Origin of the sequence: Isoptericola sp. BMS4 (assembly GCF_011634835.1) — a bacterium.
Classification (GTDB): domain Bacteria; phylum Actinomycetota; class Actinomycetes; order Actinomycetales; family Cellulomonadaceae; genus Isoptericola.
On record NZ_SIRP01000001.1, the window covers coordinates 3,558,765 to 3,578,002 of the forward strand.

Annotated in this window: 15 protein-coding genes; 6 read left to right on the forward strand and 9 right to left on the reverse strand. The window is 74.8% G+C overall.

Going from position 1 to position 19,238, the window contains the following annotated elements:
- The first annotated feature begins 130 nt into the window (after positions 1 to 130).
- On the forward strand, positions 131 to 1,378 hold the full coding sequence (gene manA / locus EYB28_RS16020; RefSeq protein ID WP_240930596.1) for a mannose-6-phosphate isomerase, class I: 1,248 nt from the start codon (positions 131 to 133) through the stop codon (positions 1,376 to 1,378).
- A gap of 1 nt (position 1,379) precedes the next feature.
- On the opposite strand, the gene EYB28_RS16025 is transcribed toward manA (EYB28_RS16020), so the two are convergent.
- A complete protein-coding gene (locus EYB28_RS16025) occupies positions 1,380 to 2,486 on the reverse strand; it encodes a Glu/Leu/Phe/Val dehydrogenase family protein (RefSeq protein ID WP_166849882.1) in 1,107 nt (368 codons plus the stop codon).
- Positions 2,487 to 2,597: 111 nt separating this feature from the next.
- Here EYB28_RS16025 and EYB28_RS16030 point away from each other — a divergent pair, with 111 nt between their 5' ends.
- Positions 2,598 to 4,859 carry an acyltransferase family protein gene (locus EYB28_RS16030; RefSeq protein WP_255461543.1) on the forward strand — a complete coding sequence of 754 codons (2,262 nt, stop codon included), beginning with the start codon at positions 2,598 to 2,600 and terminating at the stop codon, positions 4,857 to 4,859.
- Positions 4,860 to 4,868: 9 nt separating this feature from the next.
- On the opposite strand, the gene glf is transcribed toward EYB28_RS16030, so the two are convergent.
- The 5 genes from glf to EYB28_RS16055 form a co-directional block, all read right to left on the reverse strand.
- Positions 4,869 to 6,002 (reverse strand): UDP-galactopyranose mutase, encoded by a 1,134-nt coding sequence (gene glf / locus EYB28_RS16035; protein WP_166849887.1) that lies wholly within the window; start codon positions 6,000 to 6,002, stop codon positions 4,869 to 4,871.
- Positions 6,003 to 6,044: 42 nt separating this feature from the next.
- The gene (locus EYB28_RS16040) at positions 6,045 to 7,910 is read right to left on the reverse strand and encodes a glycosyltransferase (protein WP_166849889.1); all 1,866 of its coding nucleotides are present in this window, start codon (positions 7,908 to 7,910) and stop codon (positions 6,045 to 6,047) included.
- Positions 7,911 to 7,920: 10 nt separating this feature from the next.
- Positions 7,921 to 9,792 carry a glycosyltransferase gene (locus tag EYB28_RS16045; protein ID WP_166849892.1) on the reverse strand — a complete coding sequence of 624 codons (1,872 nt, stop codon included), beginning with the start codon at positions 9,790 to 9,792 and terminating at the stop codon, positions 7,921 to 7,923.
- A 10-nt stretch (positions 9,793 to 9,802) separates the two neighbouring features.
- Positions 9,803 to 11,029 (reverse strand): hypothetical protein, encoded by a 1,227-nt coding sequence (locus tag EYB28_RS16050; RefSeq protein WP_166849894.1) that lies wholly within the window; start codon positions 11,027 to 11,029, stop codon positions 9,803 to 9,805.
- Between the two features lie 120 nt (positions 11,030 to 11,149).
- Entirely contained in the window at positions 11,150 to 13,156 is a 2,007-nt protein-coding gene (locus EYB28_RS16055) for an N-acetylmuramoyl-L-alanine amidase (RefSeq protein ID WP_166849897.1), read from the reverse strand.
- A 157-nt stretch (positions 13,157 to 13,313) separates the two neighbouring features.
- Here EYB28_RS16055 and EYB28_RS16060 point away from each other — a divergent pair, with 157 nt between their 5' ends.
- Positions 13,314 to 14,654 (forward strand): SpoIID/LytB domain-containing protein, encoded by a 1,341-nt coding sequence (locus EYB28_RS16060; RefSeq protein WP_166849899.1) that lies wholly within the window; start codon positions 13,314 to 13,316, stop codon positions 14,652 to 14,654.
- A 16-nt stretch (positions 14,655 to 14,670) separates the two neighbouring features.
- On the opposite strand, the gene EYB28_RS16065 is transcribed toward EYB28_RS16060, so the two are convergent.
- A complete protein-coding gene (locus EYB28_RS16065) occupies positions 14,671 to 14,868 on the reverse strand; it encodes a Trm112 family protein (RefSeq protein ID WP_166849901.1) in 198 nt (65 codons plus the stop codon).
- Positions 14,865 to 16,310, reverse strand: a complete 1,446-nt coding sequence (locus EYB28_RS16070; protein WP_166849904.1) for a phosphomannomutase/phosphoglucomutase — start codon at positions 16,308 to 16,310, stop codon at positions 14,865 to 14,867. The genes EYB28_RS16065 and EYB28_RS16070 overlap by 4 nt, the downstream gene beginning before the upstream one ends.
- 44 nt (positions 16,311 to 16,354) lie before the next feature.
- Between EYB28_RS16070 and manA (EYB28_RS16075) the strand changes: the two genes are divergently transcribed.
- Positions 16,355 to 17,578 carry a mannose-6-phosphate isomerase, class I gene (manA, locus tag EYB28_RS16075; protein WP_166849907.1) on the forward strand — a complete coding sequence of 408 codons (1,224 nt, stop codon included), beginning with the start codon at positions 16,355 to 16,357 and terminating at the stop codon, positions 17,576 to 17,578.
- A 34-nt stretch (positions 17,579 to 17,612) separates the two neighbouring features.
- Here manA (EYB28_RS16075) and EYB28_RS16080 read toward each other — a convergent pair whose 3' ends face one another.
- Entirely contained in the window at positions 17,613 to 17,972 is a 360-nt protein-coding gene (locus EYB28_RS16080) for a DUF3499 domain-containing protein (RefSeq protein WP_166849909.1), read from the reverse strand.
- 161 nt (positions 17,973 to 18,133) lie between these two features.
- Here EYB28_RS16080 and EYB28_RS16085 point away from each other — a divergent pair, with 161 nt between their 5' ends.
- Both EYB28_RS16085 and EYB28_RS16090 read left to right on the forward strand, forming a co-directional pair.
- Positions 18,134 to 18,496, forward strand: coding sequence for a metallopeptidase family protein (locus EYB28_RS16085; protein WP_166852571.1), 363 nt, complete (start codon positions 18,134 to 18,136; stop codon positions 18,494 to 18,496).
- A 51-nt stretch (positions 18,497 to 18,547) separates the two neighbouring features.
- Positions 18,548 to 19,216 carry an MBL fold metallo-hydrolase gene (locus EYB28_RS16090; protein ID WP_166849912.1) on the forward strand — a complete coding sequence of 223 codons (669 nt, stop codon included), beginning with the start codon at positions 18,548 to 18,550 and terminating at the stop codon, positions 19,214 to 19,216.
- Positions 19,217 to 19,238: the final 22 nt, after the last annotated feature.

Genomic DNA, 19,238 nt, shown 5'->3' on the forward strand with positions numbered 1-19,238 from the left:
CGACCGGCCCGCACCCGACACCGTCGCCGCGCGCGACATGTCGTTCCGCTCCTCGCCGGAACCACTCTGACGAATGGCGCCCCCGGCCACACCGGAGTACACCGAGAAATGTCGACGACAAGGCGATGACATGACGATGAACATTCGGCAAACTTCGCGCACGGGCCTGGTCCACCGGCTCGACAACCCGGTGCGCGACTACGACTGGGGATCACCCACGCTCATCCCCGAGCTGCTCGGCCGCGCGCCCGACGGCCGACCGGCCGCGGAGCTGTGGCTCGGCGCCCACCCGGGCGCGCCGTCGGGGCTGCGGGGGGCCGGGGGGCGCTCGCTCGCCGAGCTCGTGCAGGCGGACCCCGGCACGGTGCTCGGCACCCGCGTGTCGGACCGGTTCGGCCCCCGCCTGCCGTTCCTGCTCAAGGTGCTCGCCGCGGAGCGGGCGCTGTCCCTGCAGGTGCACCCGCGCCCCCACCTGGCGCGCGCCGGGTACCACCGGGAGACGCGGGCCGGCCTGCCCGCCGGGGACCCCCGCCGCTCGTTCCACGACGAGCAGCACAAGCCGGAGATGATCGTCGCGCTGAGCACGTTCGAGGCGCTCGCCGGGTTCCGCAGCCCGCGGTCCGTGCGCGCCCTGCTCGACGGCCTCGGCGGCAGGCTCGTGGACGACCTCCGCACGATCCTGGACGGCACCTCGTCGACGGCGGGCGTGCGGGCCGCGACCGAGCGCCTGGTCGCCGCCCGCACCTCGCCCACCTGCGCCGCCGACGTCGCCGAGGCCGTCGCCTCGGTCGCCGCGCGGCACGCCGACCCGGCCCGGCCGGCCGCCACCGCGCGGGCCGACGCGACCGTGCTGACCCTCGCGGAGCAGCACCCCGGCGACCCCGGCGCGCTGGTCTCCCTGCTGCTCAACCGCGTCACGCTGGAGCCGGGCGAGGCGATGTTCGTCCCGGCGGGCGAGGTGCACGCCTACCTCTCCGGCCTCGGCGTCGAGATCATGGCGGCGTCGGACAACGTGCTGCGCGCCGGGCTGACCACCAAGCACGTCGACGCCGGCGCACTGCTGGAGTGCGCCTCGTTCGCGCCCCGCCCGCCCGCGCGGCCCGAGACGACCGTGACCGGCGCCGACAGCGTCGTGACCACCTACCGGGCCCCCGTCGACGAGTTCGCGCTGACGTTCGCCGACGTCGTCGACGGCGACCCTGTGGGGCTCGCCGCGAGCGGGCCGCGGATCGTCCTGGCCCTGGACGGCGAGGCGCGGCTGCTCACCGCCGCCGGGGACGTCACGCTGCGCCGCGGCGAGTCGTGCGTCGTCCCCGACGCCGCCGGGGCGCTGACGGTGGACGGCACCGCGCACGTCGTCTGCGCCTGGGTGCCCTGAGCTACGCGACCGGGACGGCCGTCGGCGCCGCGCCCGCCGGCGGTGCCACCGGTGCCGGGACTGCCGCGAGCCGGTCCGCGGCGAGACCGTCGGCCGCCTCCAGCGGGGTGACGCCCCGGCGCTCCGCGGCGTCGAAGACGCCGCGGACGGTGTCCCCGACGCCCGCGACGCGGGCCATGATCTCGTCGTGCGTGCCGAGGCGCTTCGACTCCAGGTCGAGGTAGATGACACCGCCGGCGTTCACGACGAAGTCGGGGGCATAGAGGATCCCCCGGGCGGCGAGCCTGGCCGCGCCGTCGTGGTCCGCCAGCGGGTTGTTCGCCGGGCCGCACACCGCCGCGGCGGCGAGCGTGTCGATCACCTCTCCGGTGAGGACGCCGCCCACGCCGGCGGGGGCGAAGACGTCCGCGGGCACGAGGTGCTCCGTGCCGGGCTCCACCCAGGTCGCGCCGAGCTCGCGGGCGAGCCCCTGCTTCGCCGGGTCGATGTCCGTGACTGTCAGCCGGGCGCCCGCCCGGTGCAGCCGGGCCGCGAGCTGGCCGCCCACGTGCCCGAGGCCGGCGACCACGACGTGCCGGCCCGCCAGGTCCGGGGAGCCCGTGACGCGTTCGAGCGTGGCCCGGATCGACTCGAGCACGCCGAGACTCGTGGCGCCCGAGGGGTCGCCCGCTCCCCCGGCGCCCGTCGGCAGGCCCACAACGTGCTCGGTGCGCTCCCGCACGACGAGCATGTCCGCCGTGCCGCTGCCGACGTCCTCCGCGGTGCGGTACAGCCCGCCCAGGAGGTCCACGGCGTCGCCGAGGTCGAGGAACGCGGCGCGCCGCCGGTCGCCGTCGAGCCGCGTGCCGGGCTCCAGCGCGATCACCGACTTGCCACCACCGGAGTCCAGCCCGGCGACCGCGTTCTTGCGCGTCATGGCGGCGGAGAGGCGCAGCGCGTCACCCAGGGCGTCGCCCCAGCGGGGATAGGTCCAGACCCGGGCGCCGCCGATCGCGGAGCCGAGGGCGGACGAGTGGAGCGCGACGACGACGACCAGGCCGCTGCGCCGCCCCGTCACCACCTCCACGCGCTCGTGGTCGTATGCGGGCAGGGGCAGTGCGGTGGTCATCGTCAACCTCTTCGTCGGTGGCCTCGTGAGCCACGGGGACCGTGCCGGGCCGCGGGGTGAGCGGCCTCACGTCCCATCCTGCCCCCGACCGCGGCCGGCAGGCCCCCACACGTGCGGGGTGGCGCCGACACGCGCGGGGTCGTCCAGCGTTTGCACAGGTCACCCGGGGAGCCGTTACCGTACCGTGACCTTCCTCGATCGGCCGCCGCCCACCCCGGCACCGACCCGGCAGGACGGCGTCCCCGACCCCGGCACCGGATACGTGATCGCGCATGTCCTCCGTCTCCGCGGCGCCCCCCGGCGCACCGCCCCACCGACGGCCAGCCGCGCGCACTCCGCGGCGAGATCCAGGCCCTGCGCGCGCTCGCCGTCGCGCTCGTGGTCCTCTTCCACCTCTGGCCCGGCCGCGTCCCGGGCGGCTACGTCGGCGTCGACGTCTTCTTCGTGATCTCCGGTTTCCTCATCACCGGCCACCTGCTGCGCGAGGCCGAGTCCACCGGCGGTGTCCGGCTCGGCCGGTTCTGGGCCCGGCGGGCCCGGCGGCTGCTGCCCGCCGCCTACCTCGTCGTCGCCGTCACGGTCGCCGCGACCCTGCTGGTCGCCCCGCCCGCCCTGTGGCAGCAGTGGTTCCGCGAGATCCTCGGCGCCACGCTCTACGCGGAGAACTGGGTGCTCGCCGCCGACGCCGTCGACTACCTGGCCGCCGAGGCCGACCCCTCGCCGGTGCAGCACTACTGGTCGCTGTCGACGGAGGAGCAGTTCTACCTGGTGTGGCCGCTGCTCGTGCTCGCCTCCGCCGCCGTCGCGGTCCGCGTCCGCCGCTCCACGCGCGCGACCACCGGCGTCGTCCTCGCGACGGCGACCCTCGCCTCGTTCGCGTACTCCCTGTGGCTCACGGTGGAGAACCCGGCGCCGGCGTACTTCGTGACGCCGACGCGCGCCTGGCAGTTCGGCGCGGGCGCGCTGCTCGCCCTCCTGCTCGCCCGCCCGGACCGCCGGCCGGTCCTCGGCGACGGCGTCCGCACGGCGGTGAGCTGGTCCGGCCTCACCGCGATCCTGGCGTGCGCGCTGCTCTACGACGCCGGCACGCCCTTCCCGGGCACGGCCGCGCTCGGTCCCGTGCTCGCCGCCGCGGCCGTGATCTGGGCGGGGACGCCGGCCGGACGCCTCTCCCCCGCGCCGCTGCTCGGGTGGCGACCTGTCCGGTACACGGCCGGCATCTCGTACTCGCTCTACCTGTGGCACTGGCCCGTCATCGTGTTCGCGCCCTTCGCGCTCGGCCATGATCCAGGCCTGGTCGAGCGGGTGCTCCTGCTCGCAGGCGCCGTCCTGCTGTCGGCGCTCACCAAGCGCTACGTCGAGGACCCGGTCCGCTTCGCCCGGCGCTGGGACCTGCACCGCACGCGCAGGGTGCTCGGCCTCACGGCCGCCAGCACCGTCGTCCTCGCCCTCGCCGCGGGCTGCGGCCTCGGCGTGGCGAAGCACCGGGTCGCGGAGCAGGAGCAGATCGCGCGGCAGGTCGCCACCGATCCGCCCGACTGCCTCGGCGCCGCCGCGATGGACCCCGAGGACCCCTGCCACAACCCCGACCTCGACGGCCTCCTCGTCCCCGCGCCGGAAGCGACCGAGGACGACGTCGCCGAGCACCCGGAGTGCTGGGTCGACGTCTACGAGAGCGACCTGCGCGACTGCAGCTTCGGCCCGGTCGACGATCCGGACGTCCCGCACGTCGCCCTCGTGGGCGACTCCCACGCCCGCGCCATGCTGCCGGCGTTCCTCGAGCTCGCGCGGCAGGGCCGGATCAGCCTGACCGCGCACCTCAAGTCGGGGTGCGCCTGGACGACCGGCGCGGTGAGCACCGGGGACGAGAAGCGCGCCGACACCTGCGAGGAGTGGAAGGGCCGGCTCCAGCCGTGGCTGGAGGAGCACACCGCTGACACCGACGTCGTCGTGACGACCGCCTACCTCAAGATGATCTCCGGCGACGCCGACCGGAAGACCGGCGAGATGGCCGCGGCCTGGCGCCCCGTCACCGAGGCCGGCGTGCCGGTCGTCGCGCTGTCCGACAACCCGTGGCACGACTTCCAGCCGTCCCGGTGCCTGGAGGAGGAGTCGTCCGTGCGGCCCGACAGCTGCGATGTCTCGACGGCCGAGGCCTTCCCCTTCGACGACACGTTCAAGGCGGCCGCCGAGGCCGTGGACGGCGCCACGTACGTGGACATGACGCGGTACTACTGCGCCGACGGCCGCTGCCCGTCGGTCATCGGCGGCGTCAACGTCTACCGGGACTCCAGCCACCTCACGACGACGTTCACCCGGACGCTGACCCCGTACCTCCTGCGCGAGCTGCGGACCGCGGGAGTCCTGGAGTGACCGTGCGGGTCAGGTGAGCCTGTTGTCCACCATCGACAGGGCGGAGCCGATCGCCATGTGCATGTCGAGGTACTGGTAGGTGCCGAGGCGGCCGCCGAAGAACACCTGCGGCTCCCCCGCCATCAGCTCGCGGTAGCGCTTGAGCCGCTCGCGGTCGGCGGGGGTGTTGACGGGGTAGTACGGCTCGTCGCCGCGCTCGGCGAACCGGGAGTACTCCCGCACGACGACGGTCTTGTCGCCCGTGTACTCGCGCTCCGGGTGGAAGTGCCGGAACTCGAGGATGCGGGTGTACGGGACGTCGGTGTCCGCGTAGTTCATCACCGGCGTGCCCTGGAAGTCCCCGACCGGCAGCACCTCGCGCTCGAAGTCCAGGGTGCGCCAGCTCAGCTCGCCCTCGGCGTCGTCGAAGTAGCGGTCCACCGGGCCGGTGTACACGACCGGCACCTGCCCCACCGCGGCCTTCTTGCTCACCGGCTGGGCGTCGTCGAAGAAGTCCGTGGAGAGCCGCACCTCGATGTTCGGGTGGTCCGCCATCCGCTCCAGCCACGCGGTGTACCCGTCGGTGGGCAGGCCCTCGTGGGTGTCGTTGAAGTACCGGTTGTCGTACGTGTACCGCACCGGCAGGCGGGAGATGATCGACGCCGGCAGCTCGGTCGGGTCGGTCTGCCACTGCTTGGCCGTGTAGCCCTTGATGAACGCCTCGTACAGCGGGCGCCCGATGAGGGAGACGCCCTGCTCGTCGAGGTTCTCCGGCCGCTTGCCGCCGAGCTCCGCGGCCTGCTCGCGCACCAGCGCCCGGGCGGCGTCCGGCCCGTGGGCGGAGCGGAAGAACTGGTTGATCGTGCCGAGGTTGATCGGCATGGGGAACACCTCGCCGCGGTGCGTGGTGTACACGCGGTGGGTGTAGGACGTGAACGACGTGAACCGGTTGACGTACTCCCACACCCGCTCGTTCGAGGTGTGGAACAGGTGCGCCCCGTACCGGTGGACCTCGATGCCGGTGGCCGGGTCGGTCTCGCTGTACGCGTTGCCGCCGACGTGGTCACGACGGTCGATCATGAGGACCTTGCGCCCGCGCGCGGCCATCCGCTCGGCGACGGTCAGGCCGAACAGGCCGGTGCCGACGACGACGAGGTCGGTCATGGGGATGCCTCCTGGTGAGGGTGGGGACGGTCCGGGGGGTGTTCAGTCGGGGACGTACCCGCCGCGCAGGCGGGTGAACGTGCGGTAGCCCACCTTGCGCACCCGCTCGGGCACGACGCGGTAGCCCGCCCGCACCACGACGTTGCGCACCATCTGCGGCCCGGTGAGGAACCCCTCCGAGTGGAGGGTGCGCTGCAGCGCGAGCTCGGAGGCCAGGAGGCGGCGCCCGCCGCGGCGGGCGTACGCCCCCGCGCCCACCCGGTAGAGCACCAGGGGCTCGGTGACGTTCTCCGCCTCGGCACCCGCGGCAATCATCCGGGCGAACAGGAGGTAGTCCTCCATGAGGTCGAGGTGCTCGTAGCCGCCCGCCCCGGCGACCGCCGAGCGGCGGTACACGACCGACGGGTGGTTGAACGGGTCGCGGAACCGGGCCGCGGTGGCGATCTCCTCGCCCGTGGGCGGCACCCGCACCATGCCGGGGTCGGTCTCGTCGTCGTCGAACTCCTGGATGGCCGAGCCCACGATGTCGTGCCCGGCCGCCACCAACGGCACCTGGACGGCGAACCGCTCCGGGCGCGAGATGTCGTCGGCGTCGGCACGGGCCACGATCTCGTGCTTGCACGCCTCCAGGCCGGCCTCGAGCGCGCGCGCCAGCCCGACGTTGCGCTCCAGCGGCACGAGCGTCACCGGCACGTCGGTGAGCTCGTGGAGGCGGGCGAGCACCGCGGCGACGTCGGTGCCGACGGGCCCGTCGCGCACCACCACGACCTCGTCGGGGCGCAGCGTCTGCTCGCGGGTGACGGACAGGAAGCCGCGCTCGAGGTGCGCGGCGTCGTCCCCCGCGTACACGGGGAGCAGCACGGAGAAGCGGTGGTCGTCGAGGACGCCACCCGCCACACCCGCCCCGGCGGCCGGGGCCGGCCGGACGGCGGGGGCCGCGGCCGGAAGGTCGTGCCCGGTCTCCGTGCCGGTCTCCAGGCGCGCGACGCTCAGCGCGGCGGGGCCAACGCCGGCCAGCACCTCGGTGTCGGCGCGGGGGCGGCGCACGACGCCGTGCCACAGGCCACGGCCACCGGCCCGCAGCAGCGTGCCGCGGCCCTGCGAGCGCGCGAACGTGCGCACCCAGCGCCGCAGCGTCGACCCGCCGTAGAGCAGCCGCTCCCCGACGCCCAGCGCGTCCGAGCGCGTGAACGTCCAGACCTTGTTGCGCACCTCGTAGTAGAACCGCGGTCCCGGGTCGTGGTCGGTGCCCACGAGGCGGGCCGTGCGGTGCTCGACGACGCTGCCCGGCACGTAGAGGCCGGTCCCGCGGCGCAGCACACGGGTCGAGAACTCGAAGTCGTCGTTCCAGATGAAGAAGTCCGCCACGGGCAGGCCGAGGCGCCGCACCGCGCCGGCGTCCACCAGCATCGACACGAAGGACATGGAGCGCACGGGCACCGCGCCAGCGGCGCGCGCCCGGTGCAGCTCGGCGGGCGACGTGCCGGGCCGGGTCCGGGGCGTGTTCATCGGGTGGTCGCTGCCGTCGGTCCACACGACGCGGCTCGCCAGCGCCGTGACGTCGCCGTCGTAGGCGTCGCGGGCACCGAGCAGATGGGCGAGCGCCGTGGGCGTGGGCACGGTGTCGTCGTCCATGAGCCAGACCAGGTCGGCGCCGAGGTCGGCGACGGCAGTCGCCAGGCCGACGGCGAACCCGCCCGCCCCGCCGGTGTTGCGCTGGAGCGCGACGACCTCGGGGCCGCTCGGGTGCTCGCGCGCCACCGTGAGGGCGTCGTCGGTCGACGCGTTGTCGACCACGACGACGCGGTCGACCGGCCGGGTCTGGGCGGCGAGCGCGTCGAGCGCCGCGCCGAGCAGCTCGGCCCGGTTGAACGACACGACGACGGCGACGACGGTGGGAGTGGACATCCCGCACATCTTAGTGGCGTCCCGGGGCGCGGAAGGTCGCCCGCCAGGCCGACGGTGCGGCGAGACGCGGGGCGGCGCGGCGCCAGCGGCGCGAGACCGTCCGCCAGCTCACCGCGAGGCGCAGGTGTGCACCGACGGTGGCGACCGCCAGCCGCCGGAAGCGGCGCGGGTCGCGCCGCAGCCACAACCCCTGCCCACCGCCGGTGGCCAGGACCAGCACCGAGTCGTGCTCGGGGACCCGCCACCACGTCGCCTGCTCGCGTGTCAGCGTGGCCGCGGGCGCCGTCCCGCGGGGGGCGGGGCGCAGCTGGCGCAGCACGCCCCGCAGCGCGACGCGCGCCAGGTCGGCGGGCGACGACGGCCGCTCCCCCGCCTCGCCGTCCGCCGGCGGCGGGGCCGCGTCGAACACGGGGTCGCCCGGCCGGTGCACGACGGTCTCCGGGTGGCCGGCGCCGACCCCGCGGGCACCGGTCACGACCCGGTCCAGCCCGGCGTGCAGGTCCGCCGGGCCCGCCAGCAGCTCCCGCACTGCGCGCACGTGCAGGTCGACCGGGTAGTACCGCATGCCCAGCAGCAGCTTGAGGTCGGTGGCGAGCAGGCTCGCCAGGAGCAGGCCGCCGAGGGGCCGGCGGGCGTGCAGGAGCGCCGTGACGAGCCGGTTGCGCACGTGCAGGTACGCCTGCCACTCGACGGTGTCGTCCTTCTCCGTCCACGCCACGTGCCACAGCGCCGCGCCCGGCAGCGACACGGTCGTGTGCCCTGCGTCCCGGGCCCGCAGCCCGAACTCGGCGTCGTCCCACTTGAGGAACAGCGGCAGGGAGAGGCCGACGTCGCGCAGCACGGCGGTGGGCAGCAGGCACATCCACCACCCGTTGAAGTCGCTGCTCCCGGCGGGGTGCAGCCACGGCGTGTCGCGCAACGGACCGGCGGCGAGGTCGTGCCACTGCTGGTCCCGCGCCGGCGGCCCCCAGTTGAAGGTGCGCTCGTGCACGACCTCGCGGAACGAGTTGAGGACCGTCGGCCGGTTCAGGTCGAGCATGTGCCCGCCGACGACCACGGGGGTGCGGGCGGCCCGGTGGAACCGGATCGCCCGCAGCAGCGCCTCGGGCTCCACCTCGACGTCGTCGTCGAGGATCAGCACGGCGTCGGCGTCGAGGTGCTCCGCGTGGCGGTCGAGGGTCTCGAGCATCCCCCGGGAGAACCCGCCGGACCCGCCCAGGTTGCGCTGCTCGACGACGGCGAGCTGGTCGCCGAGCGCGGCCGCGACCTCCGCGTAGTCCTCGTGGTCGACGAGCCGGTCCGTGCCCTGGTCCACGACGAAGACCGTCGACACCACCTCGCGCAGGGCGGCCGAGGCCGCGAGGCGCCGTAGGGTCGCGACCACGAACCCGGGCTTGTCCATCGTGGTGATCGACAGGCAGACGCCGCCGTCGCGCCGCGGCGCGACGTCGACCGACCAGTGGGCGTCCGTCAGCACCACGTCCCCGCCCGCGGCGGCGACCTCGAACCACAGCCATCCGCCGTCGACCATGCCGGCGACCTCGACGTCGACCGAGACGGCGGCCGGGCCGCCGGCGAGCTCCTCCGTCGCGACCACGACGGCGTCCCCGCGCGCGTCCGAGCGGAGCACCCGCAGGGTGCCGGCGCCCTCCTGCCCCGCCTCGTGCACGATCACGTGCCCGATCTCCAGGCGAGCTGTCGTCGCCCCCGCCCACCGCGCCCACCAGGCCGCGGGGAACGCGTTGAAGTACGTGGCGAACCCCTGGCGGGTGCCGGCGGGGACGCGGACGCCGGCGTCCTCGAGGACGGCCGGGCCGTCCTCCAGGCTCAGGGCGCGCCGGTCGGGCTGGTCGAGGAGGACGAGCTGCTGGGCGAGGTGCACGCGCGCGAGCCTAGCGACGGCCGAGACGCCGCTTGAGCCGTCCCCCGAGCTCGCGCGCGAGCTCGCGGCCGCTCACCGACTCCAGCGCCGGCACCGGCGACGCCGCGGCGCGCTCGACCGCCGAGGCGTTCGCCGACCGCTCCTTCAGCGCCTCCCGTGCCTTCGACAGCCGTGCCTCGTCGCGGCGCCCCTGTCTCATGACTCCCAGGATCGCCTCGGCGGCCGCGTCGATCGGGACCGTCTCGGCGCTCAGCATGGGGTGGTCCACCGAGGGGACCTCTGCCGAGAGGAGCCCGAGGTCGCCCACGACCCGCACGCCCGAGGCCTCGATCTGCTCGACGTAGCCAACGGCGCGCTCGTGCGCTCGCTCGGCGGCCCAGGTCGGCAGCACGAAGCGTGTGTCGTGGTCGCCCAGTCTGCGCCGCTTGAGCAGCGTGTTCGCCCCGGCGTCTCGGAGCCACTTGCAGTACTCGTGCCACGTGAGCTGCTCGCGGAGCCGGTGGTTGAGGGCCCGCAGCAGCTCTGCCTCCTCCACGGACATCCCGCGGTTCGACGAGTTGCCGTCGAGCTTCGCCGTGCTCAAGAGCCCGTGCTCGAGGCCGAGCATCGACTCGAAGGCGTCGAAGAGGAGCTCCGGCGTCGACTTGTCGACGACCACCACCGTGACGTTCTCCGGGCCGAACGCCTCTGCCCACCGCGCCACGACGTCGCCCTGGTCGTGGCGCTCCTTGTACGAGCGCAGCGCGTCCCCGGGGTCCTCGGACAGGATGGCCGTGAGCCACGAGTCGAAGGAGATGGTGCTGCCGTCCTTCATCTGCTGCTGCCACACCGACGGCAGGATCGACGCGTAGTTGCGCAGCGTGACGACGACCCGTGCGCGTTCGCCGAGCTCCGTGCGCCACCGGGCGGCGGTGGCGTCGTCCGCGTTCGCGACGAACTCGTGCCCGATCCAGATCCGGTTCTCGGTGTCGGCGTCGATCTCCGCCCGCAGCTTGGCCCACGCGCCGTGGACGGGCGTCGTCCCCCAGCCCCAGGCGTGGCCCATGAAGTCGTTCATGGCGCTGCGATGGTTCTTGTGGCGTCCCGGATACCGAACTCCACGCTCCAGGAGCTCCGGGCGCAACGAGTACGCCGCGTTCTGCAGGCTCGTCGTCCCGGTCTTCATCAGCCCGATGTGCAGCAGCAGCCCCTGCTCGGGCAGCGGCTGCACCCCGGTCGTGCCCCCACTCGTCGACATCCACGCTCCTTGCTCGTCAGGCCCGTCAGGCTCGTCAGGTCGGCGCCCCGCGACGCGACGGGGACGACTGTAGTAGACCGTCGTGACCTCGACGTGACCTGAACGACGACCCGGGCCGCGCTACCACCGGTGCAGGGCGATCCGACTGATCCGCACCCTGTCCCCGTCGAGCGCGCGCAGGGTCACGGTGCCGTCGACCCGTCGCGGCAGCCGCAACTCCAGGATGCGGTTCAGGTCTTTCGACCGGTCGAGGTCGAAGGTGCCGAAGGCCTCGCCGCTCACGAGAACCTGCAGCCGCCCGTCGCCCGGGCTGGTCGCGGCCCGCAGCACGACGCGCCTGACCTCGTTCGCGCTCTTCAGCCTGATGGTGGCGCCCCGGGTGCTGGTGCGGAACGCCTCGTCGCTGTGGAAGCGCCAGTTCGTCACGCGCGTCCAGTCGTCGGAGAACGTCCACGACTTCGGCAGGACCACCCGGGCGGTGCGCACGAGCGTGGTCATCGGGCCACGCTCGCCGTGGGGACCGACGGCCCGGACGGCGAGCTGACGCGCCTTTCCTCGCCACATCGTCATCGTGTAGGACGTCGAGGTCGTCCTGGCACGCAGCACACGCCAGTACGGCCGGCGCGGCATGTCCTCGTCCCAGTGCGCCTGGCGGTAGAGCACCTGGTAGAACGCGGCACCCGGTACCGGCTTCCAGCGATAGGTCGACGTCGGCTTCCACTGCACGGGCGCCTGGGCCGACGTGGGGGCGTCACGGTCGGGGCGGCCGACGGCCCACCGGATCGCCCCGTGCCGGTCGAGCGCGGTCTGTCGCCGCTTCTCGACGTTGAGCCGCAGGTCGTCCATCTCCGCGACGAGGTACCTGCCCGGGCAGGCCGTGCTGTTCGTCCGGCGGTGGCCCAGGACCCGCGGCACCGTGACCGTCGTGCCCGCACTCCACCGGGCGGTCCCCCCGCCCCCGGACGTCAGGGGCACGCTCCCCTCGGCATCGATCTTGTACTGGTACGTCTTCCACGCGATGACCTTGGCCAGGCCGCGCATGAGGGCCCGCGTGGGTCGGGCGGTCTCGTAGTTCCCCATGGCCGAGACACCGATGGTGCCGGTGTTGAAACCGCCCGCCTGCGCCCCGATCGGGTTGTCGACGCGTGCGTAGTGCCGCCCCTGGAACATGTTCCCGAACTTGTCGACGAGGAACTGGTAGCCGATGTCCGGCCAGCCCCGGGACTTCGTGTGATAAGCGTAGATGCCGCGCACGAGGGCCGCCGACTGGCCCTCGGAGTAGCTGTTGGTGCCCGCCGTGTGGTGCACGTACACCGCCTTGAGCCTGCCCGAGACCTCCGGCCAGCTCGACCTCAGCGACTCGTCGGCACCCCACTGCTTGCGGCTGAGCATCTTGTCCGGCCGGATCTCGAAGCCGGTGCCGGCGTTCGCCGACGACGCCGGGCCTGTGTCGGCGCCCACGTTCGCGTCGGCGGGCGACGTGCCGGGGTCCACCAGGTCGACCCGCAGGCCGGCGGGCGGACCGCCGTCCGCGGTGCGCACCCGCAGCTGGACGCCGTCGGCGCCGGTGGTCATGAACGGCTCGGTGCCCGCCCGTGCGCCCTCGATCCCGGCGCCGGGATCGGCCTCGTCGCCGCCCCCGCCGTCGACGCCGAGGGACTGCCACTCCGTCCACCGCCCGTCCTCGCGCACCCGCAGGGCGACCTCGGTGACCTCGACCGGCGTGCCGGCGTCCCACGTGACTCCGGCCACGAGGAACTCGTCGGTCGTCGTCCGCGCGTTCAGCGCCGCCAGGGCGCCCTCCCCGTGGCCGTCGTCCTGCTGCTGCGCCGAGCGCGCGGAACCGTCCGCCGCCCCCTCGGGGGCGTCGTGGCCGTGCCCCACCGCCTCGGCCAGGGCACCGGCCCGCGCCCTCGCCGCCCGGTCGACGCCGTGGACCTCCACGGCGTCGACGCGGGGCGGCACGGCCCGCGCCTCCGGCACGGGCAGTGCGACCGTCGGCAGGACCACCCCCGCGCCCGCGAGCGCGACGACCGTGCCGGCGGCCGCCGGCGGTCGCCAGGCCGTCCTCCTCCGTCTCCCGCCCGCCGTCCGCCGTTCGTCCGTCCGTCGTGTGGTTCGTCGCACCGTGATCTCCCTGCGTCCGCTCCCCGCGACGGTAGGCGCAACCGGCCGCCCTCGACACCGGAGCGCATCCCGGGGGCGGCCGGCGGGGCCGAGGATGCTGGGCCGCACGCCGTGGGGCACAGTGGCTGGCAGGGGGTACGACATGCAGGGGGACGACATGAACGACAGCACGCACGACACCACCCGCCCGCGGCGGAACTTCACCCGCGGACCGCTCGCCTGGCTCGTCGCCGGACTGCTCGCGGTGAGCGGCGCGACGGGCGCCGCCGCACCGGCGCAGGCCGCCGACGTCCCGAAGAAGTTCGTCCTGCACGGCTCCGGCTACGGGCACGGCGTGGGGATGCCGCAGTACGGCGCCTACCAGCTGTCCCGCGAGGGCGCGACGGGCCGGGGCATCCTGAAGTACTACTACTCCGGCGCGTCGGCGGCCTACCGCACCACGCCCCGCACCATGCTGGTGCAGGTCCACGGGCCGGACCCGTACTCGTCGCCGAGCATGGGCGACACCCGCACGACCACGAAGGTGACGGTGCGCGGCGGTGACTGGCGCCTGCGCAGCGCCGAGCCGAAGACGCTCGCCAAGGGGTCGGGCCCCGTGACGTTCACGGTGGCCACCACCAAGGCGGGGCGCGCCAAGATCACGGTCGAGGGCAAGACGTACTACGGCAAGCTGCTGCGTATCCACTGGTCCGGCACCCGCTACTTCAAGCGCTCCGGGTCGCCCGCCGTCGCCTCCGTCCAGGGGGCGCACGGCACGTACCGGCACGGCCGGCTCGCCGTCACCGCCCGCGAGGGCGTCCCGAACATCACCAACGACGTGCTGCTCAACACCGAGTACCTGTACGGCATCGCCGAGATGCCGTCGTCGTGGGGGCTGAACGGCGGGCGCGGCGCGCTCAGCGCGCAGGCGATCACCGCCCGCTCCTACGCCATGACGAAGGACTTCAAGTCGTCGTGCCGGTGCCACCTGGTCGACGACGTCCGCGACCAGAACTACACGGGCTGGGAGAAGGAGTCGGAGGGCGCCGACGGCCGGTACGGCGCCGTGTGGAAGCGCTCGGTGAAGGCGACCGTGCGCGGACCGCGGGAGGCGCGCGTGCTCACCTACGACGGCGACCCCGTCGCCGCCTACTACTACTCGTCCAGCGGCGGCCGCACCGCCGACTCGGAGGACGTGTGGTCGTCGGCCGTGCCGTACCTGCGGTCCGTGAAGGACCCGCACAGCCTGGACGCCCCCGGCAACTCCTACGCGTCCTGGACCCGGACCATCACCCAGGAGAAGGCCCGCGAGCTCTCCGGGCTGAAGAACGTGAAGTCGCTGTGGGTGACGTCGCGCTGGCCGAGCGGCCAGGTCCGGGAGGTCACCGCGACCAGCCCCGCCGGCAAGAAGGTCGTCATCAAGGGCAAGGCCGACAGGATGCGCAGCATGCTCGGGCGCGCGACGACGGACGGGTCGATGCCGGCCGCGTGGGTCACCAAGGTCCGCCGGCACTGGTGACCGTGGCGGCCGCGGCCTACGGCTCGCGCGCCTCCGACTCCAGCAGCACCGGCACGCCGTCGCGCACCGGGTAGGCCAGCGGGCGGTCCGGGTCGGTCGACCGCAGCTCCGGCTCGCCGTCCGGGCCGACGGCGTCGACCAGCTCGGCGCCGGTGACCGGGCACCGCAGGATGCTGCGCACCCACGGGTCGAGCCCCGTGTCCTGCTGGTTCATGCTGTCTCCTCCTGGCGCACGAGCGACAGCACGTCGTCGCGCACCTTGATCATGATGTCCTCGTCCGCCGCCTCGACGTTGAGCCGCAGCAGCGGTTCGGTGTTCGAGGCGCGCAGGTTGAACCACCACTGCGGGTGGGCGTCGTCCCAGTGCGCGACGGTCAGCCCGTCGAGCTCGTCGACGTCGGCGTCCGGGTACGCGCTCGTGTACGCCTCGCGCACGCGCGCCGTCGCGGCCGCGGCGTCGGCGACCCGCGAGTTGAGCTCCCCCGACGCCACGTACGGCGAGTACATCTCCGCGAGCGCCGACAGGGGGTGCGGCTGGCCGCCCAGCGCGGCGAGCACGTGCAGGGCGGCGAGCATGCCGGTGTCGGCGAAGAAGAAGTCGCGGAAGTAGTAGTGCGCCGAGTGCTCGCCGCCGAAGACGGCGTCGGCCTCGGCCATCCGCGCCTTGATGAACGAGTGCCCGACACGGGTGCGCACCGCCGTCGCGCCGGCCGCCGTGAGGAGGTCCGGCACGGCGCGGGAGGTGATGAGGTTGTGGATCACGGTGGGCGTGCGACCGGCCTCGAGCTCCTTGGCGACCTCCCGCAGCCCCACCAGCGCGGTGACCGCGGACGGCGACACGGGCTCGCCGCGCTCGTCGACGACGAAGCAGCGGTCGGCGTCGCCGTCGAACGCGAGGCCGAGGTCGGCGCCGTGCTCCACGACCGCAGCCTGGAGGTCGCGCAGGTTGGCGGGCTCCAGCGGGTTCGCCTCGTGGTTCGGGAAGGTGCCGTCGAGCTCGAAGTACAGGTCCACGACGTCGAGCGGCAGGACGGGGAGCCCGGCGCCGGTGCCGAGCACCGCGGGGACGGTGTGCCCGGCCATGCCGTTGCCGGCGTCGACCACGACCTTGAGGGGCCGGATGCCGGAGAGGTCGACGAGGCCGCGCAGGAACGCCGCGTAGTCGGCGAGCGTGTCGCGCGCGGTGACGACGCCCGGCCTCGCCGCGGGCGAGGGCTCGGCGCCGTCGAGGATGCGCTGCGCGAGGTCGCGGACCTCCGCGAGGCCCGTCTCCTGACCGACGGGGCGGGCCCCGGCGCGGCACAGCTTGATGCCGTTGTACTCCGCCGGGTTGTGCGACGCGGTGAACATGGCACCCGGGGCGTCCAGCGCCCCCGACGCGTGGTACAGCCCGTCGGTGGAGCACAGGCCGATGGTCACGACGTCGACGCCCGCCCGGGTGACCCCCTCGGCGAACGCGGCGGCGAGCGCCGGGCCGGAGTCGCGCATGTCGTGCCCGACGACGACCCGGGGCGCGGCCGGCCGGGTCCCGCCGCCGAGGACGACGACCTGGGCGAACGCGGAGCCGATGGCGCGGGCGACGTCCGGCGAGAGCTGGTCCGGCACCGTGCCGCGCACGTCGTACGCCTTGATGATCCGCGTCAGGTCGATCGTCACGCTCACAGGGTACGTGCCCGCGCCGGTGTGGAAGGCTGTCACTCGTGCCGGAGCTGTACCCGCTGGAGAACACCGTCCAGCACTACGACTGGGGTTCCACCACGCGGCTGCACGACCTGCTCGGCACCACGCCGGACGGCGACCCGGCCGCGGAGCTCTGGCTGGGCGCCCACCCGAACGCGCCGAGCCGGGTGGCGGGCCCCGGCGCGACGACCCCGACCTCGCTGCTCGACCTGGTACGGCGTGCCCCGGAGGAGATGCTCGGGCGCCGGGTGGCCGACGACTACGGGCCCCGGCTGCCGTACCTGCTCAAGGTGCTGGCGGCCCGGCGGGCGCTGTCGTTGCAGGTGCACCCCCGGCCGCACGCGGCGCGCGCGGGGTTCAACCGCGAGAACCTGCTCGGCCTGGCGCCGACCGACCCGCGGCGGTCGTTCCACGACGACCAGCACAAGCCCGAGATGGTGGTCGCGCTCACCGAGTTCGACGGCCTGGCGGGGTTCCGCACGCCGCGCACGGTGCTCGACCTGCTGGACGACCTCGACGGGCCGCTCGTCGCGCGGGTGCGCGACACCCTGCGCTCGGACCGGTCCTCGCGGGGGGTGCGGGAGGCGTTCTCGCGCCTCGTCGCGGCCCGGCGCGCCCCGGGCACGCCCGACGCGGTGGCGACGACGGTGGCGTCGGTGGCCGCGCGCCTCGCGGACGGGTCGGCCACCGCGCGGGCGGACGCCACCGCCGTGCTCCTCGCCGAGCAGCACCCGGGCGACCCGGGCGCGATCGCGTCGTTCCTGCTCAACCGGGTCACGCTCGACCCCGGCGAGGCGCTCTTCCTGCCGTCGGGCGAGGTGCACGCCTACCTCGCCGGCGTCGGCGTCGAGGTGATGGCGTCCTCGGACAACGTGCTCCGGGCGGGCCTGACCACCAAGCGCGTCGACGAGGAGGCACTCGTCGAGTGCGCGTCGTTCGTGCCCCGCCCGCCGGCGGTGCCGGAGGTGCGGACGACCGGGGACCGCGGCCAGGTGCGCACCTACCGGGCACCCGTGGCCGAGTTCGCGCTGACGGCGGCGGACGTCGAGCCCGGCGAGGAGGTCGACCTGCCCGGAGCCGGGCCGCGGATCGTCCTGTGCCTCGACGGCGACGTCACGGTGGCCGCGTCCCGCTGCGCCGCCGGCGCGGCGCTGCGCCGGGGACGCTCGGTGTTCGTGCCCGACGCCGCCGGCGCGCTGCGCCTGTCCGGCACCGGGCACGTCGTCTGCGCCTGGGTGCCCTGAGGCCCCGAGCCGCAGCCCCTGGCGGCTGCGGGGGTCAGTCGCCCTCGGCCCGCAGCACGCGCAGGTGCCCGCGGCGCGCGGTCTCGGTGACGTTCGACGGCTCCCCCTGCGGCGCGGGCCGCGCACGCCCCGCCTCGCGGACGGCGTCGGCGAGGGCGTTGAGGTCGTCGGGCGACGGGCCGGCCTCCTCGAAGGCCGGCATGAGGCGCACGACCTCCCAGCCGCGCGGCGCCGTGAGCCGCTCCGCGTGGTCGGCGCACAGGTCGTAGCTGTGCGGCTCGGCGTGCTGCGCGAGCGGACCGAGCACGGCCGTCGAGTCCGCGTACACGTACGTGAGGGTCGCGACCGCGGCATGGGTGCATGCCGTCCGCGAGCACTGCCTGACCGATCTCACCTGGGGAGGATACGCCGAACGGCCCCTCACCTGCTGCGCGGCTCGCCGAGGGGACCTGTCGTGACCGGTCCGCCGGGCGCGTATACGCTCGACGGGTGCAGTCCTCCCACCCGCCGGTCCGGCGCCGCGACCGCCGCGGCCGTGGGCTCCGCGGGCCTCTGCTGCCCCCGGGGTCGCCCGGGCACCGGACCCGCGCCGAGCGCTTCGACGACCTGGTGCTCGACGTCGTCGAGCTCGTGGAGCGGCGATGGTCCGGCCCGCTCGCCGGGACGGAGTTCGCCGTCGAGGAGGTGCCGCCGTCCGACCCGGCCCCCTGGGAGGACGACGGGGTCCCGCTCGGGCGGTGCTTCCCCGCCGAGGCCGGCCAGCCGGCGCGCGTCGTCGTGTACCGCCGCCCGGTGGAGCTGCGCTCCCTCGACGACGCCGACCGGGCCGAGCTCGTGCGCGACGTCGTGGTGGAGCAGGTGGCCCACCTGCTGGCACGCACGCCCGAGGAGATCGACCCGCACTACGAGGGCCGCTGACCGGCGGCACGCCGCCGTCGCAACGACACGGCGGCAGGGAAGGAGACGATCGTGACGTCGCTCGAGCCCACCACCGAGCTCACCGTCTGGGGCCACGCCGGCCTACGCCTGGAGCGACGGGGCCGGCGGCTCGCCGTCGACCCGGGGTCGTTCACGGACGACCGGGTGCTCGACGGGGCGACGGCGGTCCTGGTCACGCACGAGCACGCCGACCACGTCGAGCCGGACGCGCTCGCCGCCGTCCTGGCCGAGCGCCCGGAGCTCGAGGCGTGGGCGCCCGCCCCGGTCGCCCAGGCCCTGCGCGGCGCGGACGCCCCCGCCGGGCGCGTGCACACCGCGTCCCCCGGGGACACGATCGCGACGGCCGGGTTCGAGGTGCGGGTCCTCGGCGGCCGGCACGCCGTCATCCACCCCTCCCTGCCGCCGGTGACGAACGTGGCCTACCTGGTCGACGGGGCCGTGCTGCACCCGGGCGACTCCTTCACCCTGCCGCCCGAGGGCACGCGGGTGGAGGTGCTGGCTCTGCCGGTCGGCGGACCCTGGACGAAGGTCGCCGAGGCGGCGGACTACGCCGCGGCGGTCGCGCCCGTCACGGCGGTGCCGATCCACGACGCCGTCCTGTCCGACGCCGGGAGGGCTGCCACCGACCGCCTGCTGGACGCCCTCACGGGCGACGTCGCCTACCGCAGGCTCGCCCCGGGCGAGCCGCTGGCCGTCTGAGCGCCGGGCGCGACGCCGCGAG